16 protein-coding genes are annotated in these 15564 nt (G+C 52.5%); 8 read left to right on the forward strand and 8 right to left on the reverse strand.

The genetic code is table 11. From position 1 onward, the window contains the following. Positions 1–156: 156 nt before the first annotated feature. From crcB to AC5TBW_RS14275, 3 genes are read left to right on the forward strand one after another with little or no spacing between them, the layout of a single operon-like run. The gene (gene crcB, locus AC5TBW_RS14265; protein ID WP_495509198.1) at positions 157–558 is read left to right on the forward strand and encodes a fluoride efflux transporter CrcB; all 402 of its coding nucleotides are present in this window, start codon (positions 157–159) and stop codon (positions 556–558) included. After that, on the forward strand, positions 555–941 hold the full coding sequence (locus tag AC5TBW_RS14270) for a fluoride efflux transporter FluC (RefSeq protein ID WP_495509199.1): 387 nt from the start codon (positions 555–557) through the stop codon (positions 939–941). The genes crcB and AC5TBW_RS14270 overlap by 4 nt, the downstream gene beginning before the upstream one ends. Before the next feature lie 55 nt (positions 942–996). After that, complete coding sequence (locus AC5TBW_RS14275; RefSeq protein ID WP_495509200.1) at positions 997–1962, forward strand: arsenic resistance protein; 966 nt, start codon at positions 997–999, stop codon at positions 1960–1962. Here the strand turns inward: AC5TBW_RS14275 and cfa are convergent. Together cfa and AC5TBW_RS14285 are read right to left on the reverse strand one after the other, a co-directional pair. Then, positions 1955–3115: a cyclopropane fatty acyl phospholipid synthase gene (cfa, locus tag AC5TBW_RS14280; RefSeq protein WP_495509201.1), complete on the reverse strand. Its 1161-nt coding sequence runs from the start codon at positions 3113–3115 to the stop codon at positions 1955–1957. The two genes, AC5TBW_RS14275 and cfa, sit on opposite strands and share 8 nt — an antisense overlap. Positions 3116–3299: 184 nt before the next feature. After that, positions 3300–4790, reverse strand: coding sequence for a SulP family inorganic anion transporter (locus tag AC5TBW_RS14285; RefSeq protein WP_495509202.1), 1491 nt, complete (start codon positions 4788–4790; stop codon positions 3300–3302). 535 nt (positions 4791–5325) lie between these two features. Here AC5TBW_RS14285 and AC5TBW_RS14290 point away from each other — a divergent pair. Further along, entirely contained in the window at positions 5326–6342 is a 1017-nt protein-coding gene (locus AC5TBW_RS14290) for an isocitrate dehydrogenase (protein ID WP_495509203.1), read from the forward strand. A 10-nt stretch (positions 6343–6352) separates the two neighbouring features. Here AC5TBW_RS14290 and AC5TBW_RS14295 read toward each other — a convergent pair whose 3' ends face one another. Beyond that, a complete protein-coding gene (locus AC5TBW_RS14295; RefSeq protein WP_495509204.1) occupies positions 6353–8533 on the reverse strand; it encodes a heavy metal translocating P-type ATPase in 2181 nt (726 codons plus the stop codon). 68 nt (positions 8534–8601) lie between these two features. Here AC5TBW_RS14295 and AC5TBW_RS14300 point away from each other — a divergent pair, with 68 nt between their 5' ends. Beyond that, positions 8602–9081, forward strand: coding sequence for a MerR family transcriptional regulator (locus tag AC5TBW_RS14300; RefSeq protein WP_495509205.1), 480 nt, complete (start codon positions 8602–8604; stop codon positions 9079–9081). Positions 9082–9088: 7 nt separating this feature from the next. On the opposite strand, the gene AC5TBW_RS14305 is transcribed toward AC5TBW_RS14300, so the two are convergent. After that, positions 9089–9865, reverse strand: coding sequence for a ZIP family metal transporter (locus AC5TBW_RS14305; RefSeq protein WP_495509206.1), 777 nt, complete (start codon positions 9863–9865; stop codon positions 9089–9091). Positions 9866–10031: 166 nt separating this feature from the next. On the opposite strand from AC5TBW_RS14305, the gene AC5TBW_RS14310 reads away from it, so the two are divergent. The 3 genes from AC5TBW_RS14310 to AC5TBW_RS14320 all read left to right on the forward strand — a co-directional run bounded on the left by AC5TBW_RS14310 (position 10032) and on the right by AC5TBW_RS14320 (position 12263). Next, positions 10032–10601, forward strand: a complete 570-nt coding sequence (locus tag AC5TBW_RS14310) for a sigma-70 family RNA polymerase sigma factor (RefSeq protein WP_495509207.1) — start codon at positions 10032–10034, stop codon at positions 10599–10601. 16 nt (positions 10602–10617) lie between these two features. Further along, a complete protein-coding gene (locus AC5TBW_RS14315) occupies positions 10618–10821 on the forward strand; it encodes a zf-HC2 domain-containing protein (protein ID WP_495509208.1) in 204 nt (67 codons plus the stop codon). A 170-nt stretch (positions 10822–10991) separates the two neighbouring features. Next, positions 10992–12263, forward strand: coding sequence for a methyl-accepting chemotaxis protein (locus AC5TBW_RS14320; RefSeq protein ID WP_495509209.1), 1272 nt, complete (start codon positions 10992–10994; stop codon positions 12261–12263). Between the two features lie 55 nt (positions 12264–12318). Here the strand turns inward: AC5TBW_RS14320 and AC5TBW_RS14325 are convergent, their stop codons facing one another. From AC5TBW_RS14325 to AC5TBW_RS14340, 4 genes are all read right to left on the reverse strand, one after another. Beyond that, a complete protein-coding gene (locus tag AC5TBW_RS14325; RefSeq protein ID WP_495509210.1) occupies positions 12319–12969 on the reverse strand; it encodes a peroxiredoxin in 651 nt (216 codons plus the stop codon). 217 nt (positions 12970–13186) lie between these two features. Continuing rightward, positions 13187–14224: a CNNM domain-containing protein gene (locus tag AC5TBW_RS14330; protein WP_495509211.1), complete on the reverse strand. Its 1038-nt coding sequence runs from the start codon at positions 14222–14224 to the stop codon at positions 13187–13189. A gap of 96 nt (positions 14225–14320) precedes the next feature. Next, positions 14321–14932: a LysE family translocator gene (locus tag AC5TBW_RS14335; protein ID WP_495509212.1), complete on the reverse strand. Its 612-nt coding sequence runs from the start codon at positions 14930–14932 to the stop codon at positions 14321–14323. A 159-nt stretch (positions 14933–15091) separates the two neighbouring features. Next, positions 15092–15559 (reverse strand): S-ribosylhomocysteine lyase, encoded by a 468-nt coding sequence (locus AC5TBW_RS14340; protein WP_495509213.1) that lies wholly within the window; start codon positions 15557–15559, stop codon positions 15092–15094. Between the last annotated feature and the right edge of the window lie 5 nt (positions 15560–15564).

A 15564-nucleotide genomic window follows, 5' to 3' on the forward strand; every position in this document is an offset into this window, starting at 1 on the left:
CTTGAGCGGGTGTATCAACATTGTCATTAAATTTTCACCCTTTTCTACACGAACTGATTGGCTCGCGACACCCTAAAACACCTTTTACCGAGCTTTGTTCATAAAAGTGCATGTTACACTTAGTGGTCTGATGATCGGGTGCCTACGGGGAAAAGCATGGGGTATGGCTTAACAAACGCACTGTTCGTGGCACTAGGTGGCGCGCTGGGTGGTATGGGGCGGTTTGCGGTTTCCAACCTAATGGCCCGCTATTTAGGCAAGGCGTTCCCCTGGGGCACACTGTTAGTTAATGCCAGCGGCGCTTTTATGGCAGGCTGGCTGCTGGGTACCCAAGGCCTACCTAGTATCGCATCGCCCATTTGGTTGTTTACGGTCGTCGGGCTACTGGGGGGCTATACCACCGTTTCTTCTTTTAGCTTACAAACCCTTGAACTATGGCAGAGCGGTCAGCCGAAGCGCGCCAGCGTTAATATTGGCGCCACCCTACTGCTTGGCCTTGTGATGGTATCGCTTGGCTGGATATTGTCAGGTTCGTCGCTGCCGGGGATAGCCTTGTGAGTCCCTGGAAAGCTTACTTTGCAGTCGGTGTCGGCTCCGGTGTAGGCAGCGTTCTACGTTACGCTGTGTCACTATTATCGCAGGCAGCACTAGGGGGTTATTTTCCCTGGGGAACACTGATCGTCAACGTATTGGGCTCTTGTTTGATCGGCTGGCTAGCCGCCACTATTTCGCGTTCACCTCACAGTGCCCTAGCGCGTAGGCAACCCTTACTGATCGCAGGGCTGTGCGGCGGCTTTACAACTTTTTCGCTGTTTAGCTTAGAGACATTGTATCTGATTCAGTTAGGCAAGCCCGGTATTGCGCTGCTGTATATTCTCGTCAGCCTGCCACTTTGGCTGGGCGCAGCCTTCGTGGGTGAGCGCATAGCGCTTTTTCGTTAGCTGAAGAGCCCTACTGCTCTTATCACCACAATAGTCGGTCACAGGGTTAGCCAGCATGCGCGATAAGGTGGAACAGCACCAGTCTTGGCTCTACCTGATCTTTATTATGATGGGGTTAGCAGTAGGCATCGAGGTGCCGGGATTCGCCGAGCCGCTTGAACAATGGCTATGGCCACTACTGGGCACACTGATTTATGCCACCTTTACACAAATTCCCTTGCTACATATTGCCCGTAGCTTCGCCGACAAACGCTTTATGACAGCGCTGATAGTCGGTAACTTTATTGCCATTCCCGTCTTTTTAGCCCTTGTGGTACTTTGGCTACCGCTCTCGCCAGCAGTGTTGGCAGGCGTTTTACTGGTATTGCTAGTGCCCTGTACCGACTGGTTTATCACTTTCACGCACTTAGGCAAGGGGGATACAGCGCAAGCGATGGCTGCCACCCCGCTACTGCTGCTGGTGCAGATGGTCACGCTACCTGTTTATCTTTGGCTGTTTTTAGGCAGTGAGTGGTTAAAGTTAACGTTCTCAGCTGAGCTGTTCAGCGCGTTTACAGGCCTTATCCTTGTGCCACTAGTACTCGCGGGGATAACCGAGTACGCCGCCTTAAATGTCAAAACGGGTAACCGCATTGTGCATAAGCTGGGGTTACTGCCGGTTCCTTTATTGGCCTTAGTGGTGTTTATTATCGCCGCCACTCAGGTCAACACCGTGTTGGGGCTTAGTCAGATATTGGTTCAGGTGGTATTTATCTTTATCGGTTTTTTACTCTTTGCGGCACTGTTAGGTAAAGGGTTGGGGAAGCTGTTTAAACTGTCACCTGCTAGCGCTAGAACCCTCACCTTTAGTTTTGGTACGCGTAACTCCTTTGTGATGCTGCCTGTCGCCCTGACGCTACCGAGTGCCTGGCAGGCAGCGGTCGCAGTGATTGTGTTTCAATCACTGGTAGAGCTATTTGGTATGGTGGTGTTTCTGCGTTGGGTGCCCAGCAAGCTGTTGCCAGAGCAAGAGGTTAGCTAACGCGGGTGTATCCCTGAAGTACCCCATGCTTGCTCATCACCAATTGCCAGAGATGGATTTCCCTGGCGCGGAAAGCCCCTGCGCAGGCCAGCAGATAATAGCGCCACATGCGATAAAAGCGCTCACCGAACTGCGCTTTAAAGGTCGTCCAGTGCATCTCAAAATTATGGTGCCAGGCCATTAGCGTGCGATCATAATCAGCCCCAAAGTTATGCACATCCTCAATAACAAACAGTCCCTCAGTCGCCTCTGCGATTTGCCCTAACGTGGGTAATTCACCATTGGGAAAAATATACTTATCAATCCATGGATCAGTCGCCGTATTGCTTAAATTTTTGCCGATGGTATGCAGCAAAAACAGCCCATCATCTTTTAAGCAACGGTTAACGACGCTCATATACTCGCGGTAGTTTTTATGACCGACATGTTCAAACATTCCTATGCTGGCAATGCAGTCAAACTGCTCGGTTTCTTCGCGATAGTCCTGCAAGCGGAACTCTACCGGCAAACCTTTTTTGAGCAACCGCTGACCAAATTCGGCCTGCTCTTTGGAAATCGTAAGCCCCACGCACTCGACTCCATAATGCTCGGCTGCGTAAGCCATGAAACTACCCCAGCCACAGCCGATGTCGAGTACCCGCATGCCTGGTTTTAATTGAAGTTTACGGCAGATTAGATCGAGTTTGGCTTCCTGCGCCTCATCGAGCGTTTTAGCATTTTTCCAGTAACCGCAGGTGTAGGTCATGCGCTGATCGAGCATGGCAGCGTAGAAGTCATTGCCTAAATCGTAATGCTTTTCGCCTACTTCCCACGCCCGTTTAGCCGTTTGGCGATTCAGTAGCCGCGACCGCAAGGAGTGATAAACCAGCTGGGTAGGCTTGATACGTTGCCCTAACTTGGCACGCATTAATCGGTAAAACAGCTCGTCAAGCCGTTCGGCGTCCCATTCACCCTTCATATAGCTTTCGCCAAGACCCAGATTTCCTCGCGAAAGGGCGCTATCGATAACCCCGGGTGCTTTCAAGGTCATATCCCAAGGGCGGCTGCCATCAAGCTGAATATCCGCTTGGGATAATAATTCGGCAATAAAACGATGGGAGGGAGAGGCTTCGTCAAAACCGATAGGCGATCTTTCCAGCATGGGCATGTTCATTGCAGGCTCCTCGCGCTATTCCAGTCAGTGCATAGGTAACAACCTGACTACCAGCATAGAACTGCATTGCAACATTAGCATTATTAGATAAAGCATTTTTCGCTTTATGGGCATAAAAAAACCGCCCAACTCACGAGGAGAAGGACGGTTGTAAAAATTGTGAGCTATTAAGTCTAAGACTTAATTACTGGTCGCCCATGAGCTTTTCAACAGCCTCGGGGTGGTTGTGTACCGCGTAGCGATCCACTACCGTCGCGCTGGCCTCACTTAAGCCAACAAGCTCTACCTCAGTGCCTTCACGACGGAATTTAATCACGATCCGATCCAGCGCCTGCACGGCTGTCACATCCCAGAAGTGAGCACGGGAAAGATCAATCGTCACTTTTTCGATGCTTTCCTTGAGATCGAATGCGGCGGTAAAACGCTCGGAAGAGGCGAAGAATACCTGGCCGACCACCTGATACTCACGCTCCTTATCAGCCTCGATCATTCGTGAGCCGATGTAGAGAATGTTGCCGACCTTGTTGGCGAAGAACAGCGAGGCAAGCAGCACACCGACAAACACGCCGATCGCCAGATTATGCGTGCTAACCGTGACCGCCACGGTCGCCAGCATGACAATATTGGTACTCAGTGGATGTTTTTTCAGGTCACGGATCGATTCCCAGCTGAAGGTACCGATCGACACCATAATCATTACTGCGACCAACGCCGCCATGGGAATTTGCGATACCCAATCGGCTAAAAAAACAACCATCAACAGCAGCACAACACCTGCTATTAACGTTGAAAGGCGCGTACGGCCACCGGATTTAATATTGATCACCGATTGACCAATCATGGCACAGCCCGCCATACCGCCCATTAGGCCTGAGCCAATATTGGCAATACCTTGTCCTTTACACTCTCGGTTTTTATTACTCGGCGTGTCGGTGAGATCATCGACAATGGTGGCGGTCATCATCGACTCTAACAGGCCGACTACGGTTAACATTAATGCGTAGGGAAAGATAATCCATAGCGTTTCGAGGTTGAGCGGCACACTTGGCCACAGAAAAACCGGGAGTGTATCGGGTAGCTCGCCCATATCGCCCACACTGCGAATATCCATACCGCTGACCATATACACCACGGTCAACACCACAATGCACACTAGCGGCGAGGGAACTGATTTGCCGATCACAGGTAAATAGGGGAACAGGTAGATAATGCCCAGGCCCGCCAACGTCATCGCGTAAACGTGCCAGGTGACGTCGGTCAATTCCGGTAGCTGTGCCATAAAAATCAAAATCGCCAGCGCGTTAACGAACCCTGTCACCACTGAGCGCGATACAAAACGCATGAGTTCAGCAAGCTTCAGGTAGCCCGCAATGATCTGCAGCACACCCGTCAGCAGCGTGGCGGCTAGCAAGTACTCAAGGCCATGTTCACGAACCAGCGTTACCATCAGCAGTGCCATGGCACCTGTTGCGGCAGAAATCATGCCAGGACGACCACCGGTAAACGCAATGATTACCGCAATACAAAAAGAGGCATAGAGGCCAACCTTAGGGTCAACGCCGGCAATAATCGAGAAAGCGATAGCTTCGGGAATTAGCGCCAACGCGACAACAATTCCCGAGAGCGTGTCGCCCTTTATATTGGAAAACCACTCATGCTTACTGAAAAGAGACATTCGGGAGTCCTGGTTGGAGATTGAGAGAATGACAACGAGACAATCCAAACCTTTAACGCAACGCAGCGACACATGTATAGCGCGCAATAAAAGACCAATGAGTCAGTGCTGAAGCAATCAAATGTTCGGCCCGCCCATCGGCGGAAGAGTGGCAATAGCGTTCCGCAACGCCGAGACAACGCAATGAACGTGCCGAGGCGTCTCGCATAGGGAGGGGAAACCTAGGGCGGAGTCATCAGCCCTGAAGTGGGTCGTGCCGGTGTTGAATTTGAAAGGATCATTACTATTATGCCTTGCTGCCAGAAGAACGCGAATCAACATCACGCTGGTATAAGCGGCGAGATTCTAGCAGTAATTTTGCCCTTCTGCACCCGTTGCTAAACCCTTCGCAGGGTGCCCAGATGATCTATTATGGCGTACCATTACTCGTAAATGACGACTTTCGCTTAGTCCCAACTATCACGTTGAAGCGGCATGGTTTTGTGTCTCACAGCTTTCTGTCGAACACCCCTGCCGATTAAAGGAGGAGCAGTAAATGAGCCAATCTATTGCAGTCATCAAGGGCGACGGCATCGGCCCTGAAATTATGGAGGCCACGCTGCGTGTACTCGACGCGTTAGATTGCGGCTTAACCTACCAGCACATTGACGCTGGCTTAGGCGCGCTTGAAAAGCATGGCACGCTGATTCCTCAAGAGTCGCTGGATGCCATTGAGAAATACGGTATCGCGCTTAAAGGACCGCTGACCACGCCAATTGGTAAGGGCTTCTCCTCAATTAACGTCCAGTTGCGCCGTCACTTTGACCTTTATGCCAACGTGCGCCCGGCCATTAGTTTCCCCGGCACCCGCTCGCGCTACGACGGTATTGATATGATCACCGTGCGCGAAAACACCGAAGGTGCGTATCTTTCCGACGGTCAGGAGATGATCGATGACGGCAATACCGGCATTTCGGTAATCAAAGTCACCCGCAAGGGCTCCGAGCGTATTGTGCGCTACGCTTTTGAGCTGGCCAAAAACAACGGCCGCAAAAAAGTCACCGCGGTACATAAAGCCAACATCATCAAAACCAGCTCTGGGCTGTTCTTGGACGTAGCGCGGGAGATCGCCAAAGAGTACCCCGAGATCGAATTCCAAGAGATGATCGTCGATAACGCCTGCATGCAGTTAGTGATGAACCCGCATCAGTTTGATGTGATGGTCACCACCAACCTGTTCGGTGATATTCTCTCTGACCTTTGCGCTGGCTTAGTTGGCGGCTTGGGTCTCGCCCCAGGGGCGAACATCGGCGAAAAAGCGGCGATCTTTGAAGCTGTACACGGCTCTGCACCGGATATCGAAGGCAAAAACATCGCCAACCCTTGCGCCTTGCTGCTGGCCGCTGCGCAAATGCTGGATCATCTGGGCATGAATGAAAAGGGTGACGCCATCCGCCAGGGTATTCGTACCGTACTGGAAACCCGCCGCGACATGGTCACCCCCGATATGGGCGGCACTGGCAGCACCGACTCCTTCGCCCAGGCGCTGGTCGAGTACGTTCAGAGCCACTAATCGACTCTTTCTAGCCAACGTCATTAAAGCGGTAACGCAATAAGTACAGTGCATTGAGGGTGACCAACACGGTCGCCCCAGTGTCCGCCATTACCGCAACCCACATCCCCGTGATGCCTAGCACCGTTGAGACCAAAAACAGCGCTTTGAAGCCAAGCGCCAGGGCCACATTGGTTTTTACATTGCGCATGGTGGCCCGGGAAAGCGCGATCATCTCGGCAATACCGCTGACCCGATTTTTCAGCAAGGCCGCATCCGCTGTTTCCAGCGCCACATCGGTACCGCTGCCCATCGCAATACCTACCTCTGCCGCCGCGAGCGCCGGCGCATCGTTAATACCATCTCCAACCTTGCCCACCGGGCCAAGCCCTTGCGCCTGCCACTGGCGCACACGCTGGGCTTTGTCTTCTGGCATAAGCTCGCCTTCTGCTTCAATGCCTAGCTGATCACCAATGGCGGCCACGGTGCGGGCGTTGTCTCCGCTAAGCATCACGACCTGAACGCCTAAGCGCTCTAACGCTTGGAGGCCCTTGTGAGCATCTTCACGAGGCTCATCACGCAGGGCGATCAGCCCTAAAGGGCGCTCGTTATCTATCAGCACCACGACACTTTTGCCATCCGCTTCCAGCGACGCAATGCGCGCTTCTATCTCACTGGTGTGCTGGGTAAAAGATTTCAGATAGCGCGGGCTCACCAGCATTAACTCACGCCCTTCTACCTGCCCGGCAACGCCCTGCCCCGCTAACGCACGGGCATTCTGCACAGTCAGCATCGGAGCCCCATCTTGCCGGTCATAATAATCACTGATTGCCACGGCAAGAGGATGGCTTGAGCTCTGCTCCAGAGCGGCAGCAAGACGCACTATCTCATCGCGACGGTTCTTATCAAGATGACTACCAGCTTCAAGGCTCTCCACATCTGTCACAGTGGGCTTTCCTGCGGTTAGCGTGCCGGTTTTATCCAGCGCAACCCGCCTGAGTTTACCCAACTGCTCAAGTACCGCGCCGCCTTTCATCAACAGGCCATTGCGAGCACCCACCGATAACCCGGCGGCAATCGCTGCGGGGGTCGAGATGACTAGCGCACAGGGGCAAGCAATGAGCAGAAGCGCTAGGGCGCGATAGATGGACTCAGACCACAGCATCGTCGACACCAGCGGCGGTATGATCGCGACCAGCAATGCCACCCCGACGACCGCCGGCATATAGTAAAACGCAAAGCGGTCAATAAAGCGTGCCACCGGTGCTTTCGCCGCCTGTGCCTCTTCCACTAGCTTAATTACCCGAGCGATGGTGTTATTTTCAGCACTTTGGGTCACCTCGACCTCAAGTACGCCATCTAGGTTGATGGTACCGGCAAACACTGTCTCACCTACGCCACGCTCCCGCGGCACCGATTCGCCGTTGACCGGCGACTCATCGATCGAAGAGTTGCCAGCCATAATTCGTCCATCGCAGGGCAGCCGGTCGCCGGGGCGCACCTGCACACGCTGGCCGGGCTGGAGCGAGGCGGCGGAAATCTCACGCACTTCGCCCTGCTCCAGTAACCGCGCTGTTGAAGGTGTCAACTTTGACAGCGCCGAAATACTGCGGCGCGCCTGAGCAGCGGCGACCCCCTCCAGCATCTCCCCCACTGCAAATAGAAACACCACTACCGCCGCTTCAGCGGCGGCGTTTATCGCCAGCGCCCCCAGGGCAGCAATGCTCATCAGCATTTCGATGGTGAAGGGATTGCCCATCCTCAGCGCCTGCCACGCACGCTGAATAATCGGCACCAGGCCAACGACTGTCGCGGCGATAAAAGGCCAACTCCCCAGGGTAGGCAAGGCGAACTTAAGCCCTAAGGCAACCACCAACAACGCACCGCTAACAATCACCAAACGCCCTTTTGGCGACTGCCACCAAGGCGGCGTTTTTTGCGATTCAGACGTGTCGACCGTCTCATCAATCACCTGGTAGCCCAAAGCCTTAAGCGTCGACTTAATTTCGGCATGCGGCAGCGCTTTGCCCTCTGGCGCGGTTAATCGCACGGAGCCGGTGACGGAACTCGCGGAGACTTCTTGAATATGGCTTAAGCGCGTTAGCGCTGCTTCGACTTTTCGCTCGCAGCCTCCGCAGTCCATGCCCTGAACGCGTAGGGTGGCCAGCGAGTAGGTTACTGACGGTTTTTTAGCAGGTGTGGTAGCACTCATCGCTCTTTGCTCCAAGTTCGTCTATCTTAGGATCAGCGTAATACCTGAAGTCACTAGAGGTTCAAGTAATGAAAGATCAAAACCCTAAGCCACCTGCCACTGAGCATTATATTGGCATTGGTGAGTTGGCACGCGAATCAGGCTGCAAGCCGGAAACGGTGCGCTACTACGAACAGATTGGGCTACTGCCTTCAGCACCGCGCAACGAAGGTAATCAGCGGCGGTACACCCCTGCCGCTATCCGCCGATTAACGTTTATTCGCCATGCAAGAGACTTTGGTTTTTCAGTGGAGGCGGTGCGGGAGCTTTTACAAATGGCGGACCATCCCGATATGCCTTGCGAAGAGGTCGATACGCTGGCAAAGCGTCACCTTGCCGAGGTCGAGGCTCGACTCGCGCGGCTCACTGCAGTTCGCGATGAACTCAAGCGCATGATCAGCCAGTGTGCGGGAAACAATATTGGTCAATGCCATATCATTGATGTGCTAAGCGATCACCGCCTGTGCCATCAATCGGGGCCTCACGGTGGCGCGGATGTCATCGGTTAACGTGCGATTACCCCAGCCATACATCCAAGAACAGCATAATCACCAGGCCCATCGCCAAACCGAAGGTGGCTTTTTTCTGGTGGCCGCAGCGGTGCGTTTCAGGAATGATTTCGTGGCTGATGACATACAGCATGGCACCGGCGGCGAACGCCAGACCCCAAGGCAGTAGTATCTGGGAAACGCTGACGATACTGGCACCAAATAGCCCGCCAACAGGCTCGATTAGGCCGGTTAGCGCCGCAATGGACCAGGAGCGCCACTTTGAGTAGCCCTCGCCCATCAAGGCGACCGCGACGGCCAGCCCTTCTGGCATATTCTGCAGGCCAATGCCAATAGCCAGCGGCATGCCGCCCTCTAACCCATTGGCCCCAAAGCCGACGCCCACTGCCATCCCCTCCGGCAGGTTGTGGATAGTAATCGCAAATACGAACAGCCACACCCGGCGAAGTGATGCAGCCTCCGGCCCTTCACGGCCCTGGGCAAAATGCTCATGGGGCAAATGCTCATTGAGCAGCGCAATCGCGCCCATCCCTAACAAAATAGCCGCACAAACAATCGCGGCGGGCACAGGGCCATCGGAATAATAGATTTCCGCAGCGTCTAGCGCTGGAATAATCAGCGAAAAGAAGGATGCTGCCAGCATTACCCCCGCCGCAAACCCTAATGCCAAATCTCGAAAGCCACGGCTAGGCGTTTTGCCTAGTAGCACCGGTAGCGCGCCGACAGCAGTGAGCAACCCGGCGGTTAAGCTGCCCAAAAACCCTAGTAACAACGTATTTTCCATGGACAGCATTAACTCGGTTAATCATCAGAAAGGCATAAAGCGGAACGACACATTATTGTCTAACGTGCTATCAACACGTACTTTAACGCACTAGCACCCAAGGAATAAAATAATGACCGCCTTCATTAGCCCGACTGGGTAGAAGGCATTGACGCAAGGGATCAATGTGCCACTCACCGCCACCTTAGCTGCCGCTCACTTCACCCAGTTACGGCCACGACTAGTGGCTTTTGCGCGGCTACAACTGCGTGATGCCACCGCCGCTGAAGATGCTGTACAAGAAACGTTACTGACGGCATTTGAGAAAAGCGCCACCTTTGAAGGGCGCTCCGAGTTCGAAACATGGGTCTTTGGCATTTTAAAATACAAAATTCTGGATCAACTACGCCAACAACGCCGTCAAGGCACTTGGCAACCGTTAGACCAGGACTTAGATGACGACACTCTTGATCGATTATTCCAATCCGATGGCCACTGGCAGACCACTGCCCGCCCCAGCCACTGGGGTGAGCCGGAACAGGTATTGGAAAATCAGCGTTTTTGGCAGGTATTTGACGCCTGCTTGATCGCCTTACCCGACAGCATCGCTCGCGTATTCACGCTGCGTGAACTGATGGGACTTTCCACTGCAGATATCTGTAAGGAAACCGGCATTACTGAAACTAACTGCTGGGTCATCTTACACCGTGCGCGCTTACGGTTAAGAGAGTGCTTGGATCATGGTTGGTTAAATTAGCTTGGAGAAGCTTGTTATGCTCATGTGCCGCGAAGCCACGGGGTTGATGTCGTTAAAGCAGGAAAAAGCGCTATCGCTGCGTGAAAAAATGGCCCTTAGGGTTCACTTAACAATGTGCCCGGCTTGCCGACACTGTGCCCGCCAGTTTGACCTGCTACATAAAATCGGCGACCACCACCCCGCTTCACGCCAAACGCCTAACAGCGATCCGGACGATTAACGCCATGCCATTTCAAGCAATCGCTCTTTGTTTCCGCTCTTCCCATTAAAAATCACGACATTTTCTAAATAACTTTTTACGCTATGTTGCTACAAAAAAGTGATTTTAAGTTGCATGTCGATTATGATTCAAGGGTTATACAAATCCTATACGCAAGAGACATTGCATCAATGCTAAGCTTTCGCAGCTCCTCACCTCACCATAGCGCCCTAATGCAACACACTGCCTGTATTGTGTTTACACCTCATGGCGTTATCAAAGAGGCGAGCCCGCTATTTTTGAAAGCCGTAGGTTATTCACTTGAGCAAATTGTGGGTCAGCATCACCGCATGTTCTGCTTTACGGAAGAGACCAATCAGCTTGCATATACGGCTTTTTGGCAAACTTTGGCCGCCGGAGAGAGCCAGCAAGGGCGTTTCAGACGCTTAAATTCCAAAGGTGAGGAAATTTGGCTAGAGGCGACTTACCTGCCGATTAAAAATCGCCGTGGCAATGTTATACAAATTTTAAAGGTGGCTAGCGATGTCACCGAAAAACATCAGAATGCGGCTAGGGAACGGGCGATTCTTCAGGCGCTGGACAGCTCGATGGCAGTGATTGAGTTCACTCCCGATGGGCATGTGCTGGATGCAAACAGTAACTTTGAGCAAACAATGGGCTATTCCATTGATCAAATACGCGACACCCATCACCGTAAATTCTGTCCGGTGGTTTTTTATCAGCAACATCCGGATTTTTGGGAGCGTTTAAGCCGCGGTGAGTTTATGCAGGGTAAATTCGAACGAATTGATGCCCGTGGCAATAGCATTTGGTTAGAAGCTACGTATAACCCTATCCACGATGGACAGGGACAAATCATCAAAGTCGTCAAGTTTGCTACCGATATTACGCGCTCAGTTCAAGCCTCAGAAGCCGCTCAAGTAACCGTCCATACGGCACAAACCTCATCAACACAAACTGAAAAAATAGCGCAAAGCGGCTTAACCCACCTAAAACAAATACTTGAGGACTCAGCGCAAGCTACGCAAACACTTAACGAAGCTCAGCAGCTCATCGCCGCTCTTAATCAGCAAGCTGATCAAATCAATAAAATTACCGCGTCCATCGCGCAAATCGCTAATCAAACCAACCTGCTGTCGCTTAATGCCGCCGTTGAAGCAGCCCGAGCAGGCGAACAGGGCCGCGGCTTTGCTGTCGTTGCCAATGAAGTACGCCGACTAGCCAAAGGCTCTAGCGAAGCGGTAGAGGACATTTCCCGAGTGCTGAAAGAGAACAGTGCGCTGGTAGAAAAAACGACCCACGCCATGCAGCAAGTCGTGGAACAGGGTAAATCCAGCCAGGACAGCGTCGGGGAAATTGAGATCATCGTCAATGAGATACTCACCGGAGCACGCAGTGTATCAACGTCTATTGAGCAGTTAGCGCTGGCGGCTCCGCGCTGATCTTATAAAAAAGCCAGCGCATCGGCGCTGGCTTTTAGCTCATTACACCACTCGATTAACGCAGCGGCGTCTTACGCAAGTACGGCAGAACCGTTTCGTACTCGCCATACTTCTGTTTAGCGTCCGCGTCCGAAACGCTAGGCGGAATAATCACGTCCTGTCCAATGGTCCAATCGGCAGGGGTAGCAACACCGTGTTTCGACGTGGTTTGCAGCGCATCGAGGGCACGTAGAATTTCCGAAAAGTTGCGCCCTACGGTCATAGGATAAGTCATCGAAAGCTTCAACTGTTTATCCGGGCCGATAATGAATACGGAGCGAACCGTTGCGCTATCTGCAGGCGTTCGGCCATCAGGCAGATAGGCATCTTCCGGCAACATGTCATAGAGCTTCGACACCGTTAGGCCGTCATCGGCGATAATCGGAAAATCAACCTCGCTGCCACTGACGGTTTGAATGTCATTACTCCAGCGTTTGTGATCTTCAACGCCATCCACGGAAACACCAATCACTTTGGTACCGCGTTTTTTCCACTCCGCACTTAGTTGTGCAACGGCACCAAATTCCGTGGTGCAAACCGGGGTAAAGTCTTTAGGGTGCGAAAACAGAATCGCCCAACTGTCGCCAATCCACTCGTGAAAACGAATCGGCCCCTGGCTAGTTTCCGCTTCAAAATCGGGCACGACTGCATTGATGCGTAATGACATGTTTTCCTCCTTAACGGGCGTTTAACACCCTAATATCTTATTTGACTTTCAACGCCTTCACTATAGATCATTTAGCGCTAAGACAGCGAATCTTAAGGTAACGTTCACTCACGTTGCCAAGCCTACGCCAGGGGCGTAAAAGCCTCACGATGGCTGAACTTAAAATAGCAAAACGGCGCCCGAGAGCGCCGCTTCACATCTATCAGCGGTAAAAGGATTACTCAGCCGTTTTAGCGTTTTTATCATCCCGCTTAACACGCTTGATCCATTGCTGTTTCGCGTAATGCCGCAAATTGGCTACATTGTCAGTCTCGTCGACAATGTCCTGACCCAGTATGGTTTCGATAATATCTTCAAGCGTAATCAAGCCTACAAAGGTGCCATGCTCGTCGTAGACCACCCGCATATGAAGGTGGTCTTTGAGCATGGAGGTAAACACCTGCTCGACGTTATTGGAAACATCCACGCTACCAATCGGGTGCATCAGCTCGCGCATCGTTTTAGCATCGTCTGCATGATACATATCGGCTTTATGCACATAGCCAAACGCCTGCTCGCCGTTATCCATTACCGGATAGCGCGTAAAAGGTGCTTTGCCATATTGCCTATCAAAGTCTGATACGGTCATATTTGGCAGTACCGTTACACACACGGTGCGTGGTGTCATCGCTTTGCTCACGACGATATCGTGCAAGTTGAGCATATTGATAATGGTGCGCGACTCGTCTGCATCCAGTACTTGCTCTTCCAAGCCCACACGGGCTAACACTTTAATTTCATCGCGCAGGTCGACATCGTGCTCCGATTTGCCCAAGCGGCGTGTAATCTGCTCCGACATCCAGATGAAAGGCAGCAGGCCCAAAATCATCGGTTTCAACAAGCGTGGCAGAAGAGGGGATAAGCCGCGCCAGTACGTTGCGCCAATGGTCTTGGGAATAATTTCCGAAATGATTAAAATCAGCATCGTCATCACCGCCGAAACAATAGCGATGGACGATTCACCAAACACAACAGCCGCCTGAGCACCCACCGCAGTTGCACCCACGGTGTGGGCAATCGTATTGAGCGTCAAAATAGCCGCAAGTGGCCGGTCAATATTGGTTTTCAGTTTCGTCAGCGAGGCGTGTAGCTTTGGCTTCTCTTCTTTTAGCTTCGCAATGTAGCTGGGCGTAATTGAGAGCAGGGCTGCTTCGAGGATAGAGCACAGAAATGACAGAGCGATCGAAAGCGTGGCAATCGAGATCAGGAGGAACATGGGCGCCTAAGGTAATGGGTTATACCGAGTTTATTGGGGCATTATAAGTGGAAGTCAATCGTTATTTATCGCACGTTCCCACGCCGCAAAATGAACTCACGCCCTTAACGGCAACGCAGCCCCGATCGCAACGAAGATACCGCCGCAGGTGCGGTTGAATCCACGGCCAACGCGTTTTAACCAGTGACGAATGCGGTTAGCCATATTGGCGAGCAGGCCTTCCACAATGCATTCGATCACCACAAAGGTGCCTGCCAGCACGAAAAATTGCAGCATTAAGCTGCCCTGTGGGTTGATAAACTGAGGTAGGAAAGCGCTGAAGAACAGCAGCACCTTGGGGTTAGTAATCGATGCCAGCATGCCTTGGCGATAAAGGTGCCACCCGCTCGCCCTGCTTGCGTTCTCGTTAATTTCGGCTGTAATCGGCGGTGAACGCCATACTTGAATACCCAGCCAAACAAGATAGGCCCCACCGACCCATTTCAGCACCGTTAGCCATACCACCGATGATTTAAGCAACGCACCAATCCCAAACATGCACAGGGCAATAATCAGGAAAAAGCCTGTTGCACCGCCAACGATGGTAAACAGCGTTTTGCGGCTACCATGCATGGCCCCATGGGTCAGCGCCAACAGGCCATTTGGCCCTGGCGAGAGTGACAAGCCAAAGCAGGCGGTAAGATATAACAGCCAAGTGTGCCACAGCATATCAATGCCCAATCCGTGAGAAAATTCGTGCCTGATGCAAGCATCCCACCGTTGGTGGCCGTTTTCCATTCGTTATTGCATAGACAATAAAAAGCCTCCCTTGCGACATGTGTCACGAGGGAGGCGTTTTGCCACTGCGCTTATGATGTTACATAACGCTTAAGCGAAGACTTCAGTCCACTCGTTGCGCTTAGCCAGCAGATTGCGCGCAAGCTCCTGGGCGCCTTCTAAGCTGTGGCTGGCAGCCCAGCCGCACTGCAATTCGTTGCAGGCGGGCACTTCGGTAGCAACGAGCACATCGTTCAACGTCTGTTCGATGATAGTCAGCACATCGTTATAGTCGTCGTGATTAATCATCGCGATATAGAAGCCGGTTTGGCAGCCCATGGGGCTGATATCGACCACTTTATCAGTATGGTTGCGTGACAGCTCAGCCATCAAGTGCTCAAGCGAGTGCAGCGCGGGCATCTCCATGTGCTCTTTATTGGGCTGGCAGATCCGCAGGTCGTACTTGTGAATGCGGTCGCCGTTCTGGCCTTCTTTGATGTCGGCTAAACGCACGTACGGGGCTTTGACCTTGGTGTGGTCCAGGTTAAAGCTTTCGACGTTCATCTTTTTATCGGTCATGTTGG

This window comes from Vreelandella sp. ssv (genome assembly GCF_059448525.1).

Coding starts and splice junctions, on each gene's coding strand:
- AC5TBW_RS14290 (WP_495509203.1), top strand. CDS start 5,326: ATGAGCCAATCTATTGCAGTCATCAAGGGCGACGGCATCGGCCCTGAA.
- AC5TBW_RS14295 (WP_495509204.1), bottom strand. CDS start 8,533: ATGAGTGCTACCACACCTGCTAAAAAACCGTCAGTAACCTACTCGCTG.
- AC5TBW_RS14315 (WP_495509208.1), top strand. CDS start 10,618: ATGCTCATGTGCCGCGAAGCCACGGGGTTGATGTCGTTAAAGCAGGAA.
- AC5TBW_RS14330 (WP_495509211.1), bottom strand. CDS start 14,224: ATGTTCCTCCTGATCTCGATTGCCACGCTTTCGATCGCTCTGTCATTT.
- AC5TBW_RS14320 (WP_495509209.1), top strand. CDS start 10,992: ATGCTAAGCTTTCGCAGCTCCTCACCTCACCATAGCGCCCTAATGCAA.
- AC5TBW_RS14340 (WP_495509213.1), bottom strand. CDS start 15,559: ATGACCGATAAAAAGATGAACGTCGAAAGCTTTAACCTGGACCACACC.
- AC5TBW_RS14335 (WP_495509212.1), bottom strand. CDS start 14,932: ATGCTGTGGCACACTTGGCTGTTATATCTTACCGCCTGCTTTGGCTTG.
- AC5TBW_RS14300 (WP_495509205.1), top strand. CDS start 8,602: ATGAAAGATCAAAACCCTAAGCCACCTGCCACTGAGCATTATATTGGC.
- cfa (WP_495509201.1), bottom strand. CDS start 3,115: ATGAACATGCCCATGCTGGAAAGATCGCCTATCGGTTTTGACGAAGCC.
- AC5TBW_RS14285 (WP_495509202.1), bottom strand. CDS start 4,790: ATGTCTCTTTTCAGTAAGCATGAGTGGTTTTCCAATATAAAGGGCGAC.
- crcB (WP_495509198.1), top strand. CDS start 157: ATGGGGTATGGCTTAACAAACGCACTGTTCGTGGCACTAGGTGGCGCG.
- AC5TBW_RS14305 (WP_495509206.1), bottom strand. CDS start 9,865: ATGGAAAATACGTTGTTACTAGGGTTTTTGGGCAGCTTAACCGCCGGG.
- AC5TBW_RS14275 (WP_495509200.1), top strand. CDS start 997: ATGCGCGATAAGGTGGAACAGCACCAGTCTTGGCTCTACCTGATCTTT.
- AC5TBW_RS14325 (WP_495509210.1), bottom strand. CDS start 12,969: ATGTCATTACGCATCAATGCAGTCGTGCCCGATTTTGAAGCGGAAACT.